Genomic DNA, 21,799 nt, shown 5'->3' with positions numbered 1-21,799 from the left:
GGTGGGTTCCCCCCGGCCGAGCCCCCCGGTGCGACCGGATCCCGTGGAGGATCGCGGAGACGCGCGGGGCCCCCGGGTGCGCACCCGGGGGCCCCGCGGAGCGGAACTAGTACGAGGAGCCGCTCGCGCCCAGGGAGCCCGTGGGGTGCCAGACGGTCTTCGTCTCCAGGAAGGCGGTCATGCGGTCCGTGCCGGGGGACTCGGCGAAGTCCTCGGCGCGGGGGCGCAGGACCCGCTTCAGGTTCTCCGCCGCCGCGATCTCCAGGTCGCGGGCCAGGTCGGCGTCCGCGCCCGTCAGGTCGATCGCGTTGACGTCCAGGTGGGCCGCGAGGTGCGGGCCCATCTCGGAGGCCTTGCCGGAGAGGATGTTGACCACGCCGCCCGGAAGGTCGGAGGTGGCCAGGACCTCGCCCAGGGACAGGGCGGGGAGCGGGGCCTTCTCCGAGGCGACGACGACGGCCGTGTTGCCCGTCGCGATGACCGGGGCGATCACCGAGATCAGGCCCAGGAAGGACGACTCCTGCGGGGCGATCACGGTGACGACGCCGGTCGGCTCCGGGGTGGAGAGGTTGAAGAAGGGGCCGGCCACCGGGTTGGCGCCGCCGACGACCTGCGCGATCTTGTCGGTCCAGCCCGCGTACCAGACCCAGCGGTCGACGGCCGCGTCCACCTGGGCCGCCGCCTTCGACTTCGACAGGCCCTCGGCGTCGGCGACCTCGCGGACGAACTGGTCCCGGCGGCCCTCCAGCATCTCGGCGACGCGGTAGAGGATCTGGCCGCGCAGGTAGGCGGTCGCGCCGGCCCAGCCGGCCTGCGCCTTGCGGGCGGCGACGACCGCGTCCCGCGCGTCCTTGCGGGAGGAGAGCGGGGCGTTCGCCAGCCAGTTGCCCTTGGAGTCGGTCACCTCGTACACCCGGCCGCTCTCGGAACGGGGGAACTTGCCCCCGACGTACAGCTTGTAGGTCTTGAAGACGCTCAGACGGTTCTGCTCGGACGGACGGTTCTGCTCGGACTTATCGGACATCGAGGTACGCCTCCAGGCCATGGCGGCCGCCCTCGCGGCCGAAGCCCGACTCCTTGTAGCCGCCGAAGGGCGAGGTCGGGTCGAACTTGTTGAACGTGTTGGCCCAGACGACGCCGGCGCGGAGCTTGTTCGCGACCGCGAGGATGCGGGAGCCCTTCTCCGTCCAGATGCCGGCGGAGAGGCCGTACTGGCTGTTGTTGGCCTTGGCGACGGCCTCGTCCGGGGTGCGGAAGGTCAGGACCGACAGGACCGGGCCGAAGACCTCGTCGCGGGCGATGGTGTGCGCCTGGGTGACGCCCGTGAAGAGCGTCGGGGCGAACCAGTAGCCGGCCTCCGGGAGGTCGCAGGCGGCGGTCCAGCGCTCGGCGCCCTCCGCCTCGCCCTGCTCCACGAGGGAGGTGATCCGGGCCAGCTGCTCCTCGGAGTTGATGGCGCCGATGTCGGTGTTCTTGTCGAGCGGGTCGCCGAGGCGGAGCGTCGACAGGCGGCGCTTGAGCGCGTCGAGCAGCTCGTCCTGGATCGACTCCTGGACCAGCAGGCGGGAGCCCGCGCAGCAGACCTGGCCCTGGTTGAAGAAGATGCCGTTGACGATGCCCTCGACGGCCTGGTCGATGGGGGCGTCGTCGAAGACGATGTTGGCGCCCTTGCCGCCCAGCTCCAGGGTGACCTTCTTGTCGGTGCCGGCGACCGTGCGGGCGATCCGCTTGCCGACGGCGGTCGAGCCGGTGAAGGCGACCTTGTTCACGTCCGGGTGCGCGACCAGGGCGGCGCCGGTGTCGCCGTACCCGGGGAGGATGTTGACGACGCCCCGGGGCAGGCCCGCCTGGCGGCAGACGTCCGCGAAGAACAGGGCGGAGAGCGGGGTCGTCTCGGCGGGCTTCAGGACGACCGTGTTGCCGGTCGCGAGCGCCGGGGCGATCTTCCACGCCAGCATGAGCAGCGGGAAGTTCCACGGGATGACCTGGCCGGCCACGCCCAGCGGGCGCGGGTTCGCGCCGTAGCCGGCGTGGTCGAGCTTGTCGGCCCAGCCCGCGTAGTAGAAGAAGTGCGCGGCGACCAGGGGGAGGTCCGCGTCGCGGGTCTCCTTGATCGGCTTGCCGTTGTCCAGGGTCTCCAGGACGGCCAGCTCGCGGCTGCGCTCCTGGATGATCCGGGCGATCCGGAAGAGGTACTTGGCGCGCTCGGAACCGGGCAGCGCGGACCACTTCTCGAAGGCCCGGCGGGCGGCCTTCACCGCGCGGTCCACGTCCGCCTCGCCCGCCTGGGCGACCTCGGAGAGGACCTCCTCGGTGGAGGGGGAGACGGTCTTGAAGACCTTGCCGTCGGCCGCGTCGGTGAACTCGCCGTCGATGAACAGGCCGTAGCTCGGGGCGATGTCGACGACCGCGCGCGACTCGGGCGCGGGGGCGTACTCGAAGGGGGAGGTCATGTCGATCAGTCCACCGTCACGTAATCGGGGCCGGAGTAGTGGCCGGTGGCCATCTTCTGGCGCTGCATCAGCAGGTCGTTGAGCAGGCTGGACGCGCCGAAGCGGAACCAGTGGTTGTCCAGCCAGTCCGCGCCCGCGGTCTCGTTGACCAGCACCAGGAACTTGATGGCCTCCTTGGTGTTGCGGATGCCGCCGGCCGGCTTCACGCCGATCTGCACGCCGGTCTGCGCGCGGAAGTCGCGCACCGCCTCCAGCATGAGGAGGGTGTTCGCCGGGGTGGCGTTGACCGCGACCTTGCCGGTCGAGGTCTTGATGAAGTCGGCGCCGGCCATCATGCCGAGCCAGGAGGCGCGGCGGATGTTGTCGTACGTGGACAGCTCGCCGGTCTCGAAGATCACCTTGAGCCGGGCGCGGTCGCCGCACTCGGCCTTGACGGCGGCGATCTGCTCGAAGACCTCCAGGTAGCGGCCGGCCAGGAAGGCGCCGCGGTCGATGACCATGTCGATCTCGTCCGCGCCCGCGGCGATCGCGTCGGCGGTGTCGGCCAGCTTCACGGGGAGGGCGGCGCGGCCCGCAGGGAAGGCGGTGGCGACCGAGGCGACCTTGACGTCCGAGCCCGCGAGGGCGGCCTTGGCGGTGGCCACCATGTCGGGGTAGACGCAGACGGCGGCGGTCGTCGGGGTCGTGCGGTCGGTCGGATCGGGGTGGACGGCCTTGGCGGCGAGGGCCCGGACCTTGCCCGGGGTGTCCGCGCCTTCGAGCGTCGTCAGGTCGATCATGGAGATGGCCAGGTCGATGGCGTACGCCTTGGACGTGGTCTTGATCGAACGGGTGCCGAGGGACGCGGCGCGCGCCTCCAGGCCCACGGCGTCGACGCCGGGCAGCCCGTGGAGGAAGCGGCGCAGCGTGCTCTCGGACGCGGTCACGTCGGCGAAAGCTGCTGCTGCGGATGCAGTGGTGGGCATGGTCACCAGTCGAGCATATCTACGCGCGTAGCGACCTGTACAGGGGAGGCCCTCCGGGGACGGGTGTCGTGCGTCTCGTGACGGTCGTGGGCCGCGAAAGGTCCGTGGGGGTCCTGGCGGGTGTCGTGCGTGTCGTGACGGTCGTGGGCCGCGAAAGGTCCCTGGGGGTTGTGACGGCTGTCACGAGGCCGTGACATGGAGCGAACCGATCCCCCATACAAGATCATTAAATTCTTTCTCAGCAGCCAGCGAGAACTCACCGGCCCTCCCCGATCGAGACATCAGCCAGGCATGCGGCTCTTCTTCATCCGCCACCGAAACTTCTCGGGAGTCGTTATGCGCACCGCCCTTCGCACCGCCCTCGCCACCGCGCTCGTCGCCGGCGTCGCCGCCACCCCGGTCCTCACCGCCGGCAGCGCCTTCGCCGCCGGTACGGCCCCGGCGCCGGCGGCCGCCGCGAGCGCTCCCGCGAAGGCAGCGGCGCCCGCCCCCGCGAAGACGGCGGCGCCGGCTCCCGCGAAGACCGCGGCCCCGGCCCCCGCGAAGGGCGCCGCGTCGGCCGGCGCCGCCGCCCCGGCGACCACGGCCCCGGCCACCGAGGCCCCCGCCCCGGCCGCCGAGACCGCCGAGACCGCTCCCGACGCCGACGCCCTGGTCCGCACGGTGGAGCTCGACGGGGGCCTCACGGCCAAGGTCTACGACAAGGGCACCCAGCACCGGTACTTCACCGCGACCGTCCTGCGCGGCACCAACGTCCTCGGCGAGCTCAAGGCGGGCGGCGGATACGGCGCCTCGGACACCGGGATCTTCTCCGGGTACGCCGTGACCCTGGACGCCGAGGGCAAGGTCACCGCCGTCGAGGCGGGCCCCGAGCACGCCACGCTGGTCCGCACCGAGAAGCTGATCGGCGGCCGGACCGCCAAGATCTACAAGCTCAAGGACCTCGACCACTTCGCGGAGCTCTTCCTCGGAGGCCGCAAGGTCGGCGAGCTCCACTCGGCCGGCCGTCCCGTCGCCGACTGGGACCCCAGCACCGAGTACTTCGTCCTCAACCCGGACGGCACCACCCACAACTGGACCGGCACCACCGCCGACCTCAAGGCCGGCTTCTACCGGCTCGTCGACGGCACGATCCTGGAGGCACGCTTCAACGGCACCGCCATCGGCCTCCAGACCGTCGACCCCGCCACGGGCAAGGGCAGCGGCTTCACCTACCCCTACACCGGCGGCCGCAAGATCCTCTTCTACGGCAAGGCCGTCGTCGTCCTGGAGTCCACCGGACACTTCGCCGCCTACGTCCCCGGCGCGGCCCGGCAGTCCGCCCCGCAGCCCTACGACATGGAGACCGGGAAGGTCGACAACTGCCTGCCGCAGAGGATCGACCTCGCCGTCGGCGCGGGGACCGTGGCCGAGCTGACCATGACCACCAAGGGCCCGAAGGCGAAGCTCGTCACCGCCGGCGACGACAAGGTCATCGCCGTCCTCGACCGCGCGCACCCCTCGCTGCCCGCGAACGCCGGCATCGTCGCCCGGATCGACGGCGCCTACACCGCCACCCCGACGCTGTACGCCAAGCTGGAGGGCGGCGAGGCCAAGGGCGGCACCTACGCCTTCCCGTCGCTCCCGAAGGGTTGCTCCGTGGAGGGCCTGGCCTCGGCCGGGCAGGCGCAGAACACCGGCACCGGCAACGGCAACGGCACCTCGAACGGTGCCCAGGCCCAGGGCGGGCAGACCTCCGTCGTCCCGCGGGGCGGTGTCGCCGCCGGCGTCGAGCCGGCCGCCGAGGAGGACTCCGGCATGCTCGTCGCCGCCGGCGCCGGTGCCGCCGCGCTGACCGCCGCCGGCCTCGGCTTCCTGGCGATGCGCCGCCGCACCGCCACCGTCCGCGGCTGACCCCGCGCGGGCCCGCCGCCCGCCGCCGGCCCGTACCCCCGTCGTCCCCCGCCCCTTGACCCGAGCCCGGAGCGTTCCACCCCACCCCCGGCCGGTCGCCGCCTCCCACGCGGCGGCCGGCCGCACCCCGTCCTCCCGGGAGCCCCGCATGCGCCGCCGCACCGCCACCGTCACCGCCGCCGTCCTGCTCATGGCCGCCCTCGCCGGCTGTTCGGCCGGCGGCGCGCCCGACGCCGTCACCCCGCCCGCCCGGATCGTGGAGTCGGCCGCGCCGGCGCCGGCCGCCGCGGCCGTGAAGCCGCTCGCCCGCTCGCTGCCCGTACGGGTCGAAGTGCCGACGGCCGGCGTGGACGCGCGGGGCGTCCTGGAGCTCGGCCTGAACGCCGACGGGACCGTCGAGGTGCCGTCGGTCGCCCAGGCCGAGCGGATCGGCTGGTACGGCAAGGGCGTCACGCCCGGCGAGGCCGGCCCTGCCGTCCTCATCGGGCACTTCGACACCGAGCGCGGGCCCGCCGTCCTGAAGGACGTCGCGAAGGTCCGGGTCGGCGACACGATCTCCGTGACCCGCGCCGACGACAGCGTCGCCGTCTTCCGGGTCCGCGAGCTGGAGCAGGTCGACAAGGACGCCTTCCCGACGGAGAAGGTCTACGGCGACACCCGCCGGCCCGAGCTGCGCCTGATCACCTGCGGCGGCGAGCTCGTCGACGGCCACCGGCCGGACAACATCATCCTGTACGCGGACCTGGCCGAGGTCCGGCGGGGCTGAGCCCCAGGGGGCGGTGGGCGCGCGCGGGGCGCGGGCGTGAGGGGGCGGGGCGGGGGCGCGGCCGTGCGGGGCGGGAGGCGTGCGGGGCGCCCGAGCCCCGTGGGGGGTCCTGAGGCAGAATCGGCGGCATGACGAGCCCCGCGCCCTCCGAACCGAACTCCGGGTCGAACCCCGAGCCGACCTCCCCCGATCGCGTCTACCGTTCCAACTTCGGGATCGCGGGAGGCGTCTTCCTGCTCGCCCTGGCGCTCGTCTTCGCCGGCGACGCCCTGGTGCGCGGCGAGGGCCGGACGCCCTGGCTGGCGCTGGCCGGCCTGCTGCTCGCCGTGCCGCTGATCACCGCCTTCACGCTCCGGCCCGCCGTCCGGGCCAACGAGGACCGGCTCCGGATCCGCAACCCGTTCCGCTCGATCCTGCTGCCCTGGGCCGCCGTCGCCGACGTCCGGGCCGGCTACTCCAGCGAGGTCTTCACGCACGAGGGCGCCAAGTACCAGCTGTGGGCCATGCCCGTCTCGCTGCGCCAGCGGAAGAAGGCGGCGCGCCAGGCCGCCCGCGCCTCCCAGGACGACCCCCACGGCCGCACCTCGGTGACCGCCGACGTCCGGGACTCCGCGGCGCGCATCGCGGCCGGCGACCAGAACGTCGCCGACCTGCGGGAGATGGCCGAGCGCTACCAGGGCCGGGCCGGGGCGCAGGGCGCGCCGGCGGTCCGCTGGGCGTACGAGATCATCGCCCCGGCCGTCGTCGGCCTGGTCCTCCTCGTGGTGCTCGGCGCGACGGGCTGAGGCCCGGCCCGGCCCGGCCGGGACGAGGCGGGGCGAGGCCGGACGGGGCGGGGCGGGGCGAGGAACCCTCGGCCCACCCGTGAGCCGTTCCGCGCGTCGAGTGCCGCGGGCCAGGTCGACGGCGGTTCCGACCGGCCCGATCGGTCTGGCTGCTCCATCCGCTCTGGCCTCTCCGGCCTCTTCGGCTCCTGCGGCCAGGGTGGTCGGAGTGGGCGGTGATCGGCGGTCGGGACACGACGGAGGGCCGGTACGGGAACCCCGTACCGGCCCTCCGCCGTCCGGCTACAGCCCCGCGGCCGCCGCCAGGTCCTTCTTCAGCGCACCCAGGACCTCGGCGCCGGTGGCGCGGGCCGCCGCGAGCCCGCTCGCGTCGGCGACCGGGACCACGACCTCCAGGTAGCACTTCAGCTTGGGCTCCGTGCCCGACGGGCGGACGATCACCCGGGCCTTGTAGTCGCCCTCCAGGTGGTAGCGCAGGCCGTCCGTCGGCGGCAGCGACTCCGTGCCCTTGGTCAGGTCCTCCGCGGAGACGACCGTGAGCCCCGCCAGCCGCACCGGCGGCCGCTCGCGCAGCGCCGCCATCGCGTTCGCGATGACGCCCAGGTCCTCCACGCGCACCGACAGCTGGTCCGTCGCGTGCAGCCCGTGCGCGACCGCCAGGTCGTCGAGCAGGTCGGTCAGCGTCCGGTCCCGCTCCTTCAGCTCCGAGGCCAGCTCGGCGACGAGCAGCGCCGCCGTGATGCCGTCCTTGTCGCGGACGCCCTCCGGGTCCACGCAGTAGCCGAGCGCCTCCTCGTACCCGTACCGCAGGCCGTCGACGCGGGCGATCCACTTGAAGCCCGTCAGGGTCTCCTCGTACCCGACCCCGGCGGTCTCGGCGATCCGCCCGAGCAGCGAGGACGACACGATCGACTCCGCGAAGACGCCCCGGGCGCCCTTGTGCACGAGGTGCGCGGCGAGCAGCGCGCCGACCTCGTCGCCGCGGAGCATCCGCCAGCCGCCCTCGACGGAGGCGTCCGGCACGGCGACGGCGCAGCGGTCCGCGTCCGGGTCGTTGGCGATGACGATGTCGGGGTCCACGGCCCGCGCCGCCTCGAAGGCCAGGTCCATGGCCCCCGGCTCCTCCGGGTTCGGGAAGGCCACGGTCGGGAAGGCCGGGTCGGGCTCGGCCTGCGCGGCGACGAGCGCGGGCGGCGGGAAGCCGTGCCGGGCGAAGGCGGCGGTGAGCACGTCCTTCCCGACGCCGTGCATGGCCGTGTACACGGTCCGCACGCTCCTCGGCGACCCGGGCGTCAGGACGGCGTCGGTCCGGGCCAGGTAGGCCTCCAGGACCTCCTCCCCGAGCACCTCCCACCCGTCCTCGGGGCGCGGCACGTCGGCCAGGGCCCGTACGGCGGCGATCTCGGCCGCGATCTCGGCGTCGGCCGGCGGCACGATCTGCGAGCCGTCGCCGAGGTACACCTTGTAGCCGTTGTCGCGGGGCGGGTTGTGACTCGCGGTCACCTCGACGCCCGCGACGGCGCCCAGGTGCCTTATGGCGAACGCGAGGACGGGCGTCGGCAGCGGGCGCGGCAGCAGCGCGGCGCGCAGTCCGGCGCCGGTCATGACGGCGGCGGTGTCCCGGGCGAAGTCCTCGGACTTGTAGCGGGCGTCGTACCCGATGACGACCAGCCCGCCGGCCTGCCCCTTCGCCTTCAGGTACGCGGCGAGCCCGGCGGCGGCGCGGATCACCACGGACCGGTTCATCCGCATGGGCCCGGCGCCCAGCTCACCGCGGAGCCCCGCGGTGCCGAACTGCAGCGTCCCGGCGAACCGGACCGCCAGCTCGTCGGTGTCCCCCCGGTCGAGGAGCGCACCGAGCTCCTCACGGGTCTCGGAATCGGGGTCCTCGGCGAGCCACGCCTGGGCCCGGGCGAGGAGGTCGTCCTGCGTCACGGTGATGCGCCTTTCGGAGAGCGGGTGGGGGAGGGAAGTGGGGGTGGGTGGAGTGGGAGGTGGTGGTCTGGGGTGGGCGGTCGGCGGTGGGCGAGCACGGCTACGGGCGTCCGGCTGCGGGCCTGATACGTCCGGCCGGTGCCGGTGCCGGTGCCGGTGCCGGTGTCAGTGTGTGGGTGTGGGTGCCGGTGTCGGTGGGGGCGCTGGCGTGTCGGTGGGGTAGGCGGGCGAGTGCGGGGTGCGGCTTGGCGAGCGGGCGGGGGTGGGGCTTGGCGAGCGGGTGAGGGTGAGGGTGCGGGGTTGTGGTGGGGCGGGGGTGGCCGCTGCGCGGAGCCTTCCCCACCCCGCCCCTTCCCGTAACCGGGGCTCCGCCCCGGACCCCGACGCGCCTCACACGCCGACGGGCCTGGATTCCCGGAGCTGCGCCCCGGCCCCGCACCGCCTTCGGCCGGGTCCTCACGCGCCGGAAGGGCTGGAATCCGGCCCGCAGCCCGATCCCAGCCCCGTCGGCGCACGGGGCGAGGGCCCAGGACGGAGCCCCTGGCTCCGGGAAGGAGCGGGGTGAGGCCTCGCCCAGCGGCCGTGGCCCCGCACTCGAAGGCCTGCACCCGACACGCCTGCCCCAGGCACGCGACCCGACGGCAATAGGCCGACCCCCGGCCGTACGCTCCGGCCCGCAGCCCGCAGCCCGGGACTTCGGCCCGCGGCCCGCAGCCCGCAGCCCGACGCTTCGGCCGGCAGCCCGACGCTTCCGCCCGCGGCCCGACGCTTCCGCCCGTGGCCCGTGGCCTGGGGCTGCCGGCTCGTGGCCGGACGCCGCACCCGCGGGGGTCGCCCCGGCGCCGCGCTCCAGCGGCCGACCGCCGAGCCCGCCGCAGCACCCCGAGGTCCGTCTAGCCCCGAAGCCGGTGCGACTCCAAGCCCGTCCGGCCCGGAGCGCGGGCCCGAAGTCCGGCCGGGCTCCAAGGCTGCCCGGCCCGGGAGCCCGGCCGCGAAGCCCGACCGGCTCCAAGCCCGCCCGGCCCGGGAGCCCGGCCGCGAAACCTGACCGGCTCCAAGCCTGACCGGCTCCAAGCCCGCCCGGCTCGGAAGCCCGACCGGCTCCAAGCCCGTCCCGCCCCGGAGCCTGGCCCCGAAGCCGATGCCGCTCCAAGCCCGTCCCGCCCCGAAGCCCCGCACGGTGCGCGGCCTCAAGCCCCTGCGGGCCCAAAGCCCGCGCGGCTCAAGGTCCGCGCGGCTCAAGGTCCGCGCGGCCCAAAGCCCGCCCGGCCCGAAGGCCCGCAGGGCCCCAAACCCCGCCCCGCGTGCCTGCGTGCCCACGTGCCCGCCTGCCCCGCGCCGCGAGGGATCAGATCCGGTCGAGGACCCGCGTCAGCAGTTCGCCCATCCGTGCCGCCGAGTCGCGGCCCGCCTGGAGGACCTCCTCGTGGTTCAGCGGCTCGCCGGAGAGCCCCGCCGCGAGGTTGGTGACCAGGGAGATGCCGAGGACCTCCGCGCCGGCCTCGCGGGCGGCGATGGCCTCCAGGACGGTGGACATGCCGACGAGGTCGCCGCCCATGACGCGGACCATATTGATCTCGGCGGGGGTCTCGTAGTGGGGGCCGGGGAACTGGACGTACACGCCCTCCTCCAGCGTCTCGTCGACCTCCTTGCACAGCGCCCGCAGCCGCGGCGAGTACAGGTCCGTCAGGTCGACGAAGTTCGCGCCGACGATCGGCGACGCGGCCGTCAGGTTGATGTGGTCGGAGATGAGGACCGGCTGGCCGGGGCGCATGCCCTCGCGCAGGCCGCCGCAGCCGTTCGTCAGCACGACGGTCTTCACGCCGGCGGCGACGGCCGTGCGGACGCCGTGGGCGACGGAGGCGACGCCGCGGCCCTCGTAGAAGTGGGTGCGGCCGAGGAAGACCAGGGCGCGCTTCTCGCCGATCTTGTACGAGCGGACCTTGCCGCCGTGGCCCTCGACGGCCGGCGGCGGGAAGCCCGGGAGCTCGGTCACGGGGAACTCGGCCTCGGGGGCGCCGAGGGCGTCCGCGGCGGGCGCCCAGCCGGAGCCCATGACCAGGGCGACGTCGTGGTTCTCGACTCCGGTCAGCTCACGCAGTCGCGCGGCTGCGGCCTCGGCGGCCTCGTACGGGGTGGCAGTAGCGTTCACTGGCTCTCTCGCCTCGGGGAGGGGGTCCGAGGGCGGTCACCCCGGACGGAATTCATTCGCCAGGAAGCCTAGCCGGAGAATTCCTACGCGCGTAGATGACGGCGCGGACGGACATGCGATCGTTGTCTTGTCGTTTCCGACGAAGGGGCGCCCGGGCGGTGCCTCAGCAGGGGCGCTTGCGGAGCTCCATCACATAGTCGTGCGGCGCGCCCGCCGACTCCGCCGCGTCGGCCACCTCGCCGAGGTAGCGCGCGGACGGCAGCCCGCCCTCGTAGGCGTTGAGCACGTACACCCAGGCCGGCTCCTCGCCGTCGAGGGTGTGCACCCGGACCCGCATCCGCCGGTAGATGTCGAGGCCCACGCCCTCCCAGCGGTCCATCGAGTCCTCGTCCATGGGGGCGACGTCGTACAGCGCCACGAAGACCTGCTGGCGGGGGGCCTCCACGAGGGTGGCGAGCGCCCCCTCCCAGCCCATCTGCTCCCCGCCGAAGGTGAGCCGCCAGCCGTTCAGCCAGCCGGTGCCGCGCAGCGGTGAGTGCGGGGCGCGGCGGCTCATCAGCCGCGGATCGAGGTTGCCGGCGTACGCGGCGTAGAGCGACATGGGACCGAGGGTACGGGAGGGACGGCGGTGGACGACGAAACCCGAGGTAGCGGCCGTACGGGGGCCGGGTGGGGGCCGTACGGGTGCTCCCGCGACGCCCGGAACGGCTGTTTCCGGCCCCGGCGCGAGGGACCGGGCGGCGTACGGGACAATGGAGTACGCACTTGAAGCGTGCGGGACAATGGCGTACGCACTGCACCCCACGGGGGCCGCACACCCCCGGCAGAACGAGACGCGAGGCGTAGATCCCAGTGACCCGGATCGTGATCATCGGCGGCGGACCCGGCGGATACGAGGCGGCCCTGGTGGGCGCCCAACTCGGCGCGGAGGTGACCGTCGTCGACTGCGACGGCCTCGGCGGCGCGTCCGTCCTGACCGACTGCGTCCCCTCCAAGACCCTGATCGCCACGGCCGAGGTGATGACCACCTTCGACTCCTCCTACGAGGAGCTGGGCATCATCGTCGCGGACGACACCCCGCACCTGGAGCAGGCCGCCCGCGTCGTCGGCGTCGACCTCGGCAAGGTCAATCGACGGGTGAAGCGGCTCGCGCTCGCCCAGTCGCACGACATCACCGCCTCGGTCACCCGGGCGGGCGCCCGGGTGCTGCGCGGCCGCGGCCGGCTCTCCGGCCGGCAGGCCATGGACGGCTCCCGCCAGGTGGTCGTCACCGCGGCCGACGGCACCGAGGAGACGCTGACCGCCGACGCGGTGCTGATCGCCACCGGCGGCCACCCGCGCGAGGTGCCCGACGCCAAGCCGGACGGCGAGCGGATCCTGAACTGGACGCAGGTCTACGACCTCAAGGAGCTCCCTGAGGAGCTCATCGTGGTCGGTTCCGGTGTGACCGGTGCCGAGTTCGCCGGCGCCTACCAGGCCCTCGGCTCCCGCGTCACCCTCGTCTCCTCCCGCGACCGGGTGCTCCCGGGCGAGGACCCGGACGCGGCCGCCGTCCTGGAGGACGTCTTCCGCCGCCGCGGCATGAACGTCATGGCCCGCTCCCGCGCCGAGTCCGCCAAGCGGGTCGGCGACCGGGTCGAGGTCACCCTCTCGGACGGCCGGGTCATCTCCGGCACTCACTGCCTGATGGCCGTCGGCGCGATCCCGAACTCCGCCGGCATGGGCCTGGAGGAGGCCGGGGTGAAGCTGAAGGACTCCGGGCACATCTGGACCGACAAGGTCTCCCGGACCACCGCTCCCGGTGTGTACGCGGCGGGCGACGTCACCGGTGTCTTCGCGCTCGCCTCGGTCGCCGCCATGCAGGGCCGGATCGCGATGTACCACTTCCTCGGCGACGCGGTGGCCCCGCTGAACCTGAAGACGGTCTCCTCGAACGTCTTCACCGACCCTGAGATCGCCACCGTCGGCTACACCCAGGCCGACGTGGACGCGGGCAAGATCGACGCCAAGGTCGTCAAGCTGCCGCTGCTGCGCAACCCCCGCGCCAAGATGCAGGGCATCCGGGACGGCTTCGTCAAGATCTTCTGCCGCCCCGGCACCGGCATCGTGGTCGGCGGCTGTGTCGTCGCCCCCAAGGCGAGCGAGCTCATCCACCCGATCTCGATCGCGGTCGACAACAATCTGACGGTCGAACAGATCGCAAATGCTTTCACCGTGTACCCCTCGCTGTCGGGCTCGATCGCCGAAGTGGCACGGCAGTTGCACACCCGAAAGACCTCGGCCGAGGCGTAGGTCAGGCGGCGATCACGCTCCCCGCCTGCGGGAACGGTTCGCCGACTCGGACAACCCCCGGCAAGACGGGGCATAGGTCGAGCAAAGGCGGGGCTCTCCATACCACTTGAGAGCCCCGCCTGTGCGTATATTCCGCAATCCGGCGCATAGTGCTGAAAACCCACGGCCGTGCGCGTTACTGTCAGTTTCGTGTTCGCTGCAGAACGTCGCCAGTTGATCCTCGAAATGGTGCGAGCCAATGGGGCCGTGTCGCTCCGCGAGCTCGCCCGCGTCGTCCAGACCTCCGAAGTGACCGTGCGCCGTGACGTACGGGCGCTGGAGGCAGAAGGACTCCTCGACCGCCGGCACGGCGGTGCGGTGTTGCCGGGCGGATTCACGCGAGAATCCGGCTTCCCGCAGAAATCCCATCTCGCGACCGCGGAGAAGACGGCCATCGCCGACGTCGCCGCGAGCCTGGTCGAAGAGGGCGAGGCCATCGTCGTCGGCGCCGGGACCACCACCCAGGAGCTGGCCCGCCGGCTCGCCCGGGTCCCCGGCCTGACCGTGGTCACCAACTCGCTGCTCGTCGCCCAGGCGCTGGCGCACGCCAACCGCGTCGAGGTCGTCATGACCGGCGGCACCCTGCGCGGCTCCAACTACGCCCTCGTGGGCAGCGGCGCCGAGCAGTCGCTCCAGGGGCTGCGGGTCTCCCGCGCCTTCCTCTCCGGCAGCGGCCTCACCGCCGAGCGCGGCCTCTCCACCTCCAACATGCTCTCCGCGAGCGTGGACCGGGCGCTGGTGCAGGCGGCCGCGGAGGTCGTGGTCCTCGCCGACCACACCAAGCTCGGCACCGACACCATGTTCCAGACGGTGCCGACGGACGTGATCACCCGCCTGGTCACCGACGAGCCGCCGCCCCACGACGAGCGCGCCGCCTCCGAACTCCAGGCCCTCGCCGACCAGGGCGTGCAGATCGCCGTGGCCGGCACCGGCCAGAGCGCCGCCCCCGCCGCCGAGCAACTGCCGCCGGGCGTCCGGGGCCGCCGCGAGATGCCGCTGCCGGTGCAGCGGGGCGGCAGGATGCCCACGGGACAGTTCCGTGGCCCCGGCCCCGGCGCCCTCGGCGCCGAACCCCTGGAGCGCACGGCCCGCGTCGCGGACCTCCGCCGCCGCTGACCCCGAACCCGCCCCCGCAGGCCACCGGACCGGCGCCAGCAGGGCCTTGGGCACGCGCCCGCTCGATGCCGGGCACGCACCCGTAGGGTCTTGGGCTTGCGCCCGCATGACCGGGGCCCGCGCCGGCGCGTTCTCGGGCTCGCGCCCGCACGACCCCGCGCCCGCGCCCGCAGGGCCCCGCCCCGCGCCCGCATGGTCCCGGGCCCGCGCCCGTTCGACGCTGGGCCTGCGCCCGCATTGCCGTGGGTTTGCGCCCGCTCGATGCCGGGCCGGCGCCCGCTTGACTGGGGGCCGCGCCGGTGTGATCTCGGGCCGCCGCCCGTACGGCCCCGGGCCCGCCCCGCACGACGCCAGGCTGGCGCCCGCAGGGTCTTGGGCTGGCGCCCGCACGCCGTAGGCCCGCGCCCGCTCGAAGCCGGGCACGCGGCCGCACTGCCGGGGCCTGCGCCCGTACGACGCCGGATCCCCGCCCGTACGCCCCCGGGCCCCTGCCCGTACGCCCCCGGGCCCCCGCCCGTACGGCCCCAGGGCCTCGGGCCAGGCCCGTACGGCCCCGGGCACGCGCCCAAACGCTCCCCGGGTCGGCGCCCCCGCGACCTGGGGCGCGGGCCCGCGCGATCCGGGCACGCGCCCATGCGCGGTGAGGCGTCCCGCCCCTCCTGCCGCGCGGGCCGGAGCAGCGAACCGCCGCCGCGCACAGCGACCGCTACGGAAGGCCGCAGTCGTTAACGGCGCCGCACGCAGCGGTCGCCCGCGAAGGCGCCGCCACCGACGGCCGCCGTCGGGAACGGCGCCGCGCACAGCGACCGCCGCGGAAGACCGCCGCCGTCACCACCGCCCGTCGCCGTCGGGAACGGCGAAGGGCCCGCAGGTGGGTGCCTGCGGGCCCTCCTCCGTCTGCTTCGGGCCGTCAGGCCTTGATGTCGCAGATGCCGGCGCCGGAGGTGACGGACGCGCCGACCTCGGCGTTGAGTCCGGTCACGGTGCCGGACTTGTGGGCGTTGAGGGGCTGTTCCATCTTCATGGCCTCCAGGACGACGATCAGATCGCCTTCCTTGACCTCCTGGCCCTCCTCGACCGCGACCTTCACGATCGTGCCCTGCATCGGCGAGGCGAGGGTGTCGCCCGACGCGGTCGGACCCGACTTCTTCGCCGCGCGCCGCTTCGGCTTGGCGCCCGCCGCCAGGCCCGTGCGGGCCAGCGTCATGCCCAGCGACGACGGAAGGGAGACCTCCAGGCGCTTGCCGCCGACCTCGACCACGATCGTCTCGCGGCCCGCCTCGTCCTCGTCCGCGTCCGCACCGGCCGGGGCGAAGGGCTTGATCTCGTTGACGAACTCCGTCTCGATCCACCGCGTGTGGACCCGGAACGGGTCGGCGGTGAACGCCGGGTCGACCACGACGGCCTGGTGGAACGGGATGGCGGTCGCCATGCCCTCGACCTTGAACTCCGCCAGCGCGCGGGCGGCGCGCTGGAGCGCCTGCTCACGGGTGGCGCCGGTGACGACCAGCTTGGCCAGCAGTGAGTCCCAGGCCGGGCCGATCACACTGCCCGACTCCACGCCCGCGTCCAGGCGGACGCCCGGGCCGGTCGGCGGCTGGAAGAGGGTGACGGTGCCGGGCGCCGGGAGGAAGTTGCGGCCCGGGTCCTCGCCGTTGATGCGGAACTCGAAGGAGTGACCCCGGATCTCCGGGTCCCCGTAACCGAGCTCCTCGCCGTCCGCGATCCGGAACATCTCCCGCACCAGGTCGATGCCCGTGACCTCCTCGGTCACCGGATGCTCCACCTGCAGACGGGTGTTGACCTCCAGGAACGAGATCGTTCCGTCCAGACCCACCAGGAACTCGACGGTGCCGGCGCCGACGTAGCCGGCCTCCTTCAGGATCGCCTTCGACGCCGCGTACAGCTGCTTGTTCTGATCCTCGCTCAGGAACGGCGCCGGGGCCTCCTCGACCAGCTTCTGGTGCCGGCGCTGGAGCGAGCAGTCACGCGTGGACACGACGACCACGTTGCCGTGCTGGTCGGCGAGGCACTGGGTCTCCACGTGGCGCGGCTTGTCCAGGTAGCGCTCGACGAAGCACTCGCCGCGGCCGAAGGCGGCGACCGCCTCGCGGACGGCGGAGTCGTACAGCTCCGGGACCTCTTCGAGCGTGCGGGCGACCTTCAGACCACGGCCACCGCCACCGAACGCGGCCTTGATCGCGATCGGCAGTCCGTGCTCCTTCGCGAACGCCACGACCTCGTCCGCACCCGACACCGGGTCCGGCGTGCCGGCGACCAGCGGCGCGCCCGCGCGCTGCGCGATGTGACGGGCCGCCACCTTGTCGCCGAGGTCGCGGATCGCCTGCGGCGGCGGACCGATCCACGTCAGACCCGCGTCCAGCACCGCCTGCGCGAACTCCGCGTTCTCGGACAGGAACCCGTACCCCGGGTGGACCGCGTCCGCGCCCGAGTCCTTCGCGGCCTGCAGCACCTTGGCCATGTCCAGATAGCTGGTGGCCGGGGTGTCACCGCCCAGGGCGAACGCCTCGTCGGCCGCGCGGACGTGCAGAGCGTCCCGGTCCGGGTCGGCGTAGACGGCTACGCTCGCGATCCCGGCATCCCGGCAGGCACGGGCGACACGAACAGCGATTTCGCCACGGTTGGCGATGAGCACCTTGCGCACGATGGCTCCCTCCTTGAAACAAGCTGAGTTTAGGGACTACCGACACGGCCCCTCGACCCGTGTCCCGTGGTGAGCTTGCCCACATAGAGGGCGGCTCGAGTTTTCCGCGAGTCGTGAAATCCCTTGTCGCACCACGGTACGCAGGGTTCCTTTACGGCACAGTAGCTCCGAGGTGTGGCGCAGGTCTCTGTTCAAGGGGCCAGTCGCCATTCGGGTTTCTTTGTGGGGTCCCTACGAATGGCGCAATCATTCTTTGCCGGAACGTCGGCCTTCGGCCATGCGCCGCACGCTCTTGTCCCGACCTTTACCGGCCAGTAGCCTTCGCGCTGTCGACCGTACTGTCGGTAACAGGCGAATCCAGGGGGTGGCCGAGGTGGCCCGCAGACCGATCGCGCTCGTCACGGCCGCCGTGCTCCTCGTGGAGGCACCGGCCATCGTCGGCCTCAACGCGGTCATGGCCCGTTTCGTGGAGGCGCAGTCGATGTCCCTCGACGGGCTCGACCCCGACCACATGGTGACCGGCACCTGGGCCCTCGGCATCGGCTCCGGCGTCGCCCTCGCGCTCTGCTCCCTCGTCTCCCTGGTCGCGGGGATCCGCGACCGCCGCCCCGGCCGCCTCGGACGGGGACTCCTCATCGGCTGCGCGATCGTCCACGGCGTCCTCGGCGCGGTCGCCGTCGGCCTGATCGGCTGGCACGCCTTCGCCTTCCTCATGACCGTCGTCGGGCTCATCGTGCTCACCCTGGTCATGTACGGGAAGGAGGGCGCGGCCCCCGAGCCGACCAAGGCGCTGGGACCGGCCGAGGCCTGACGAGGGCTCAGGCACCCGGGTCGGATCGGGGCTGCCCGGCGGGCTCAGGCGCCCGGGACGGGGCGGGGCCGCGCGGCGGGGCTCAGGCGCTCCAGAGGTCGGTGATGCCCACGTCCAGCTTGGCGAGGAGCCGGCGCAGCAGCGGCAGCGACAGGCCGATCACATTGCCCGGGTCGCCGTCGATGCCGTCGATGAACGGCGCCGAGCGGCCGTCCAGCGTGAACGCGCCCGCCACGTGCAGGGGTTCGCCGCTCGCCACGTACGCCGCCACCTCCGCGTCCGTCGGCTCGCCGAACCGCACCACCGTCGAGGCCGTCGCCGACTCGTACCGCTTGGCCTGGGTGTCGTACACGCAGTGGCCGGTCTGGAGGATGCCGACCCGGCCCCGCATGTCCTTCCACCGCGCGACGGCCTCGGCGGCGTCGGCGGGCTTGCCCAGCGCCCGGCCGTCGAGTTCCAGCACCGAGTCGCAGCCGATCACCAGGGCGCCGCTCACCTCGGGGCGGGCCGCCACGTGCGCCGCCTTGGCCTCCGCGAGGGACAGCGCCAGTTCGGCCGGGGTGGGGGCGTGGACCTTGGACTCGTCGACCCCGCTGACGATCACCTCGGGCGCGAGGCCGGCCTGCCGGAGCAGTCCGAGCCGGGCGGGCGAGGCGGAGGCGAGGACGAGCCGGCGGGGCGTGCCGCCCTGGTGATCAGCAGTCATGGGGGCAGCGTACTCAGCGCGCGCCCACGGCGAGCATCAGGACGACCATGGCCAGCGCCAGGATCACACCGGACCTGCGCATCATGGCCTGTGCCTCGCGCAGGAACTTCGGCGGCTTGTTCTCCGGGTCGGACCACAGCATGCCCCCGATCCTGCTGCCGGGCCGTCCGGAACGCCTGAGTACGGATACTCAACCGGACCGGTGACCGTACGGGAGCGGGTGCGCGGGAGGCCGGCCTCCCGTACGGGGGAGCGGGTGCGCGGGAGGCCGGACCCCCCGCACAAGGGGCCCGGCCTCCGCTCGCGTCACGCCGCTCGCGTCATGTCCCTCAGGCCGGCCAGTAGGACCGGGCCCAGGCCCGCGGACCCGGGCCGGGCCGGGCCGAGCGGGCGATGCGGGACGGGTCCGACCAGCCTTCCGGTACCGCCGGGCCGAGACCCGAGGCGGCAGCCGCCGCCGTGGCCGCGGCCCGGGCCTGGACCACCGCCAGTGCGGCGGCCAGCTCCTCGGGCGTCGGGTTGCCTCGTACGACCTTGATCATCGTGCTGTCCCTCCCGAGGGGGCTAGAGCGGGATGTTGCCGTGCTTCTTCGGGGGCAGGGATTCCCGCTTCGTCCGCAGCTGACGCAGACCCTTCACGATCTGCGGCCGGGTCTCGGACGGCAGGATCACCCCGTCGATGTAACCGCGCTCGGCGGCGATGTACGGGTTGAGCAGGGTGTCCTCGTACTCCTGGATCAGCCGCGCCCGCACCGACTCGACGTCCTCGCCGTTCGCCTCCGCCTCGGCGATCGTGCGGCGGTGCAGGATGTTGACGGCGCCCTGCGCGCCCATGACGGCGATCTGCGCCGTCGGCCACGCCAGGTTCAGGTCGGCGCCCAGGTGCTTGGAGCCCATGACGTCGTACGCGCCGCCGAAGGCCTTGCGGGTGATGACCGTGATGAGCGGGACGGTCGCCTCGGCGTACGCGTAGATCAGCTTCGCGCCGCGCCGGATGATGCCGCCGTACTCCTGGTCCACGCCCGGCAGGAAGCCGGGCACGTCCACGAAGGTGAGGACCGGGATGTTGAAGGCGTCGCAGGTCCGCACGAACCGCGCGGCCTTCTCGGAGGCGTCGATGTCCAGGCAGCCGGCGAACTGCATCGGCTGGTTGGCGACGATGCCGACCGGGAAGCCCTCCACCCGGCCGAAGCCGGTCAGGATGTTCGGCGCGAAGAGCGCCTGCGTCTCCAGGAACTCGCCGTCGTCCACGACGTGCTCGATGATCCGGTGCATGTCGTAAGGCTGGTTCGCCGAGTCCGGGATCAGCGTGTCGAGCTCCAGGTCCTCGGCCGACACCTCGGTCTCCGCCGTCTCCGGGAAGGCCGGCGGCTCGGAGAGGTTGTTCGACGGCAGGTACGAGAGCAGCTGCTTCACGTACTCGACGGCGTCCTTCTCGTCGCCCGCCATGTGGTGCGCCACGCCCGAGGTCGCGTTGTGCGTCCGGGCGCCGCCCAGCTCCTCGAAGCCCACGTCCTCGCCGGTCACCGTCTTGATGACGTCGGGACCCGTGATGAACATGTGCGAGGTCTGGTCCACCATCACCGTGAAGTCGGTGATCGCCGGGGAGTAGACGGCGCCGCCCGCGCAGGGGCCCACGACCAGGGAGATCTGCGGGATCACGCCGGAGGCGTGGGTGTTGCGGCGGAAGATCTCGCCGTACATCCCGAGCGCGCTCACGCCCTCCTGGATGCGGGCGCCGCCGGAGTCGTTGATGCCGACGACCGGGCAGCCGGTCTTCAGCGCGAAGTCCATCACCTTGATGATCTTCTGGCCGTACGTCTCGCCGAGCGCCCCGCCGAAGACCGTGAAGTCCTGCGAGAACACGGCCACCGGACGCCCGTCCACGGTGCCGTACCCGGTGACGACGCCGTCGCCGTACGGCCGGTTCTTCTCCAGGCCGAAGTTGGTGGACCGGTGCCGGGCCAGCTCGTCCAGCTCCACGAAGGACCCCTCGTCGAGCAGCAGGGCGATCCGCTCGCGCGCGGTCAGCTTCCCCTTCGCGTGCTGCTTCTCCACGGCCCGCTCCGAACCGGCGTGCGTGGCCTCGTCGATGCGGCGCCTGAGGTCCGCGATCTTGCCCGCGGTCGTGTGAATGTCGATCTCGTACTGCTCTGCCGGCTCGGACATCGGGATGCGGCTCCCTGCCTGGTCACGGGGGGTTCGTTGACTGCGAATGGGCTACTGAAGGCCTACTGATCCGTAGGGTATCGACGGCGATACGGTTCGGCACTGCGGTCTTTGCCACACCTAGTCTGGCTTGCATGACGTCCTCCCACGCCTCCGGCGGTCGCTGGTCCGACCTCGACCGGCCCCCGCTCAACACCTCCGTCCTGCGCCGGGCCCTCCTCCTTCCGGACGGGCTGTGGAGCTCGTTCGACGTGGTCGCGAGCACCGGGTCGACCAACTCCGACCTGGCCGCGCGGGCGGGCGAACTGCCCGAAGGGGCCGTGCTCGTCGCCGAGGAGCAGACCTCCGGACGGGGCCGGCTCGACCGCACCTGGAGCGCGCCCGCGCGGTCCGGGCTCTTCGTCTCCGCGCTGCTCAAGCCGGACGTGCCCGCCCACCGGCTCGGCTGGCTCCCGCTGCTCACCGGCGTGGCCGCCGCCACCGGCCTCGTCAAGGCGGCCGGCGTCGACCTCTCCCTCAAGTGGCCCAACGACCTCCTCGTCACCGTCGGGGGCGAGGAGCGGAAGGCCGGCGGGATCCTCGCCGAGCGGGCCGGGGACGACGGGGTCGTCGTCGGACTGGGCATCAACGTCTCGCTGCGCGCGGACGAGCTGCCCGTCCCCACGGCCGGTTCCCTGCTGCTCGCCGACGCCGTCTCCACCGACCGCGACACCCTGCTGCGGGCCGTCCTGCGGTCCCTCGCCGACTGGTACGGCGCCTGGGTGCGGGCCGACGGAGACCCCGAGGCGTCCGGGATCCTGGCGGCGTACACGGCCGGCTGCGCGACCCTCGGCCGGCGGATCCGCGCCGACCTGCCGGGCGAGCGGATGCTGGAGGGCGAGGCGGTCGCGCTGGACGGCGACGGACGCCTGGTGGTCGCCACCGAGGGGGGCGGCACGGAGGCGGTCGGGGCGGGCGACATCGTCCACCTGCGGGCGACCGGCTGAACCCCCGGACCGTTCAGGCGTGAGCCAGCCCACACCTGTCGTATCGTGGAGCGCGATCCAGGCGAA

General features: G+C 73.5%; 18 protein-coding genes. 7 read left to right on the top strand and 11 right to left on the bottom strand.

The genetic code is table 11. The annotated features are described in order from the left end of the window. Positions 1 to 106 precede the first annotated feature (106 nt). From ACFZCF_RS08905 to deoC, 3 genes are read right to left on the bottom strand one after another with little or no spacing between them, the layout of a single operon-like run. Positions 107 to 1,024, bottom strand: a complete 918-nt coding sequence (locus ACFZCF_RS08905; protein WP_391285558.1) for an aldehyde dehydrogenase family protein — start codon at positions 1,022 to 1,024, stop codon at positions 107 to 109. After that, positions 1,014 to 2,453 (bottom strand): aldehyde dehydrogenase family protein, encoded by a 1,440-nt coding sequence (locus tag ACFZCF_RS08900; RefSeq protein WP_388437252.1) that lies wholly within the window; start codon positions 2,451 to 2,453, stop codon positions 1,014 to 1,016. Before ACFZCF_RS08900 ends, ACFZCF_RS08905 begins: the two co-directional genes overlap by 11 nt. 5 nt (positions 2,454 to 2,458) lie before the next feature. Next, complete coding sequence (gene deoC, locus ACFZCF_RS08895) at positions 2,459 to 3,418, bottom strand: deoxyribose-phosphate aldolase (protein ID WP_391285556.1); 960 nt, start codon at positions 3,416 to 3,418, stop codon at positions 2,459 to 2,461. Positions 3,419 to 3,754: 336 nt separating this feature from the next. Here deoC and ACFZCF_RS08890 point away from each other — a divergent pair, with 336 nt between their 5' ends. The 3 genes from ACFZCF_RS08890 (at position 3,755) to ACFZCF_RS08880 (ending at position 6,862) form a co-directional block, all read left to right on the top strand. Continuing rightward, positions 3,755 to 5,311: a hypothetical protein gene (locus tag ACFZCF_RS08890; RefSeq protein ID WP_391285554.1), complete on the top strand. Its 1,557-nt coding sequence runs from the start codon at positions 3,755 to 3,757 to the stop codon at positions 5,309 to 5,311. 148 nt (positions 5,312 to 5,459) lie between these two features. Further along, positions 5,460 to 6,077: a class F sortase gene (locus ACFZCF_RS08885; protein ID WP_391285552.1), complete on the top strand. Its 618-nt coding sequence runs from the start codon at positions 5,460 to 5,462 to the stop codon at positions 6,075 to 6,077. Between the two features lie 128 nt (positions 6,078 to 6,205). Further along, positions 6,206 to 6,862, top strand: coding sequence for a PH domain-containing protein (locus ACFZCF_RS08880; RefSeq protein WP_388437238.1), 657 nt, complete (start codon positions 6,206 to 6,208; stop codon positions 6,860 to 6,862). 282 nt (positions 6,863 to 7,144) lie between these two features. Here the strand turns inward: ACFZCF_RS08880 and ACFZCF_RS08875 are convergent, their stop codons facing one another. The 3 genes from ACFZCF_RS08875 to ACFZCF_RS08865 all read right to left on the bottom strand — a co-directional run bounded on the left by ACFZCF_RS08875 (position 7,145) and on the right by ACFZCF_RS08865 (position 11,550). Continuing rightward, entirely contained in the window at positions 7,145 to 8,797 is a 1,653-nt protein-coding gene (locus ACFZCF_RS08875; protein WP_391285549.1) for a phospho-sugar mutase, read from the bottom strand. A 1,348-nt stretch (positions 8,798 to 10,145) separates the two neighbouring features. Then, positions 10,146 to 10,949, bottom strand: coding sequence for a purine-nucleoside phosphorylase (locus ACFZCF_RS08870; protein WP_388437231.1), 804 nt, complete (start codon positions 10,947 to 10,949; stop codon positions 10,146 to 10,148). A 163-nt stretch (positions 10,950 to 11,112) separates the two neighbouring features. Beyond that, entirely contained in the window at positions 11,113 to 11,550 is a 438-nt protein-coding gene (locus ACFZCF_RS08865) for a gamma-glutamylcyclotransferase (protein ID WP_388437228.1), read from the bottom strand. Between the two features lie 251 nt (positions 11,551 to 11,801). Here ACFZCF_RS08865 and ACFZCF_RS08860 point away from each other — a divergent pair, with 251 nt between their 5' ends. Continuing rightward, positions 11,802 to 13,241 carry an NAD(P)H-quinone dehydrogenase gene (locus ACFZCF_RS08860; RefSeq protein WP_391285547.1) on the top strand — a complete coding sequence of 480 codons (1,440 nt, stop codon included), beginning with the start codon at positions 11,802 to 11,804 and terminating at the stop codon, positions 13,239 to 13,241. 225 nt (positions 13,242 to 13,466) lie between these two features. Next, a complete protein-coding gene (locus ACFZCF_RS08855; RefSeq protein ID WP_388437222.1) occupies positions 13,467 to 14,396 on the top strand; it encodes a DeoR/GlpR family DNA-binding transcription regulator in 930 nt (309 codons plus the stop codon). A 910-nt stretch (positions 14,397 to 15,306) separates the two neighbouring features. On the opposite strand, the gene ACFZCF_RS08850 is transcribed toward ACFZCF_RS08855, so the two are convergent. Further along, on the bottom strand, positions 15,307 to 17,061 hold the full coding sequence (locus ACFZCF_RS08850) for an acetyl/propionyl/methylcrotonyl-CoA carboxylase subunit alpha (RefSeq protein WP_388437219.1): 1,755 nt from the start codon (positions 17,059 to 17,061) through the stop codon (positions 15,307 to 15,309). Between the two features lie 364 nt (positions 17,062 to 17,425). On the opposite strand from ACFZCF_RS08850, the gene ACFZCF_RS08845 reads away from it, so the two are divergent. Beyond that, a complete protein-coding gene (locus tag ACFZCF_RS08845) occupies positions 17,426 to 17,872 on the top strand; it encodes a hypothetical protein (protein ID WP_391285544.1) in 447 nt (148 codons plus the stop codon). An 82-nt stretch (positions 17,873 to 17,954) separates the two neighbouring features. On the opposite strand, the gene ACFZCF_RS08840 is transcribed toward ACFZCF_RS08845, so the two are convergent. The 4 genes from ACFZCF_RS08840 to ACFZCF_RS08825 all read right to left on the bottom strand — a co-directional run bounded on the left by ACFZCF_RS08840 (position 17,955) and on the right by ACFZCF_RS08825 (position 20,747). Beyond that, a complete protein-coding gene (locus ACFZCF_RS08840; protein ID WP_388437212.1) occupies positions 17,955 to 18,578 on the bottom strand; it encodes a nucleoside triphosphate pyrophosphatase in 624 nt (207 codons plus the stop codon). Positions 18,579 to 18,591: 13 nt separating this feature from the next. Further along, positions 18,592 to 18,720: a morphogenic membrane protein MmpB gene (gene mmpB, locus ACFZCF_RS08835; protein ID WP_268256536.1), complete on the bottom strand. Its 129-nt coding sequence runs from the start codon at positions 18,718 to 18,720 to the stop codon at positions 18,592 to 18,594. Between the two features lie 187 nt (positions 18,721 to 18,907). After that, positions 18,908 to 19,120 (bottom strand): acyl-CoA carboxylase epsilon subunit, encoded by a 213-nt coding sequence (locus ACFZCF_RS08830; RefSeq protein ID WP_381861190.1) that lies wholly within the window; start codon positions 19,118 to 19,120, stop codon positions 18,908 to 18,910. A gap of 22 nt (positions 19,121 to 19,142) precedes the next feature. Continuing rightward, positions 19,143 to 20,747, bottom strand: coding sequence for a carboxyl transferase domain-containing protein (locus tag ACFZCF_RS08825; RefSeq protein ID WP_391285543.1), 1,605 nt, complete (start codon positions 20,745 to 20,747; stop codon positions 19,143 to 19,145). A gap of 134 nt (positions 20,748 to 20,881) precedes the next feature. On the opposite strand from ACFZCF_RS08825, the gene ACFZCF_RS08820 reads away from it, so the two are divergent. After that, positions 20,882 to 21,733, top strand: a complete 852-nt coding sequence (locus tag ACFZCF_RS08820) for a biotin--[acetyl-CoA-carboxylase] ligase (RefSeq protein WP_388437204.1) — start codon at positions 20,882 to 20,884, stop codon at positions 21,731 to 21,733. Positions 21,734 to 21,799 lie beyond the last annotated feature (66 nt).

Source organism: Streptomyces sp. NPDC007945 (assembly GCF_042958885.1).
In the GTDB taxonomy this organism is placed as follows: Bacteria; Actinomycetota; Actinomycetes; order Streptomycetales; family Streptomycetaceae; genus Streptomyces.
Note: the sequence above shows the minus strand (reverse complement) of the source record. Positions and strands in the feature narration are given on the sequence as shown.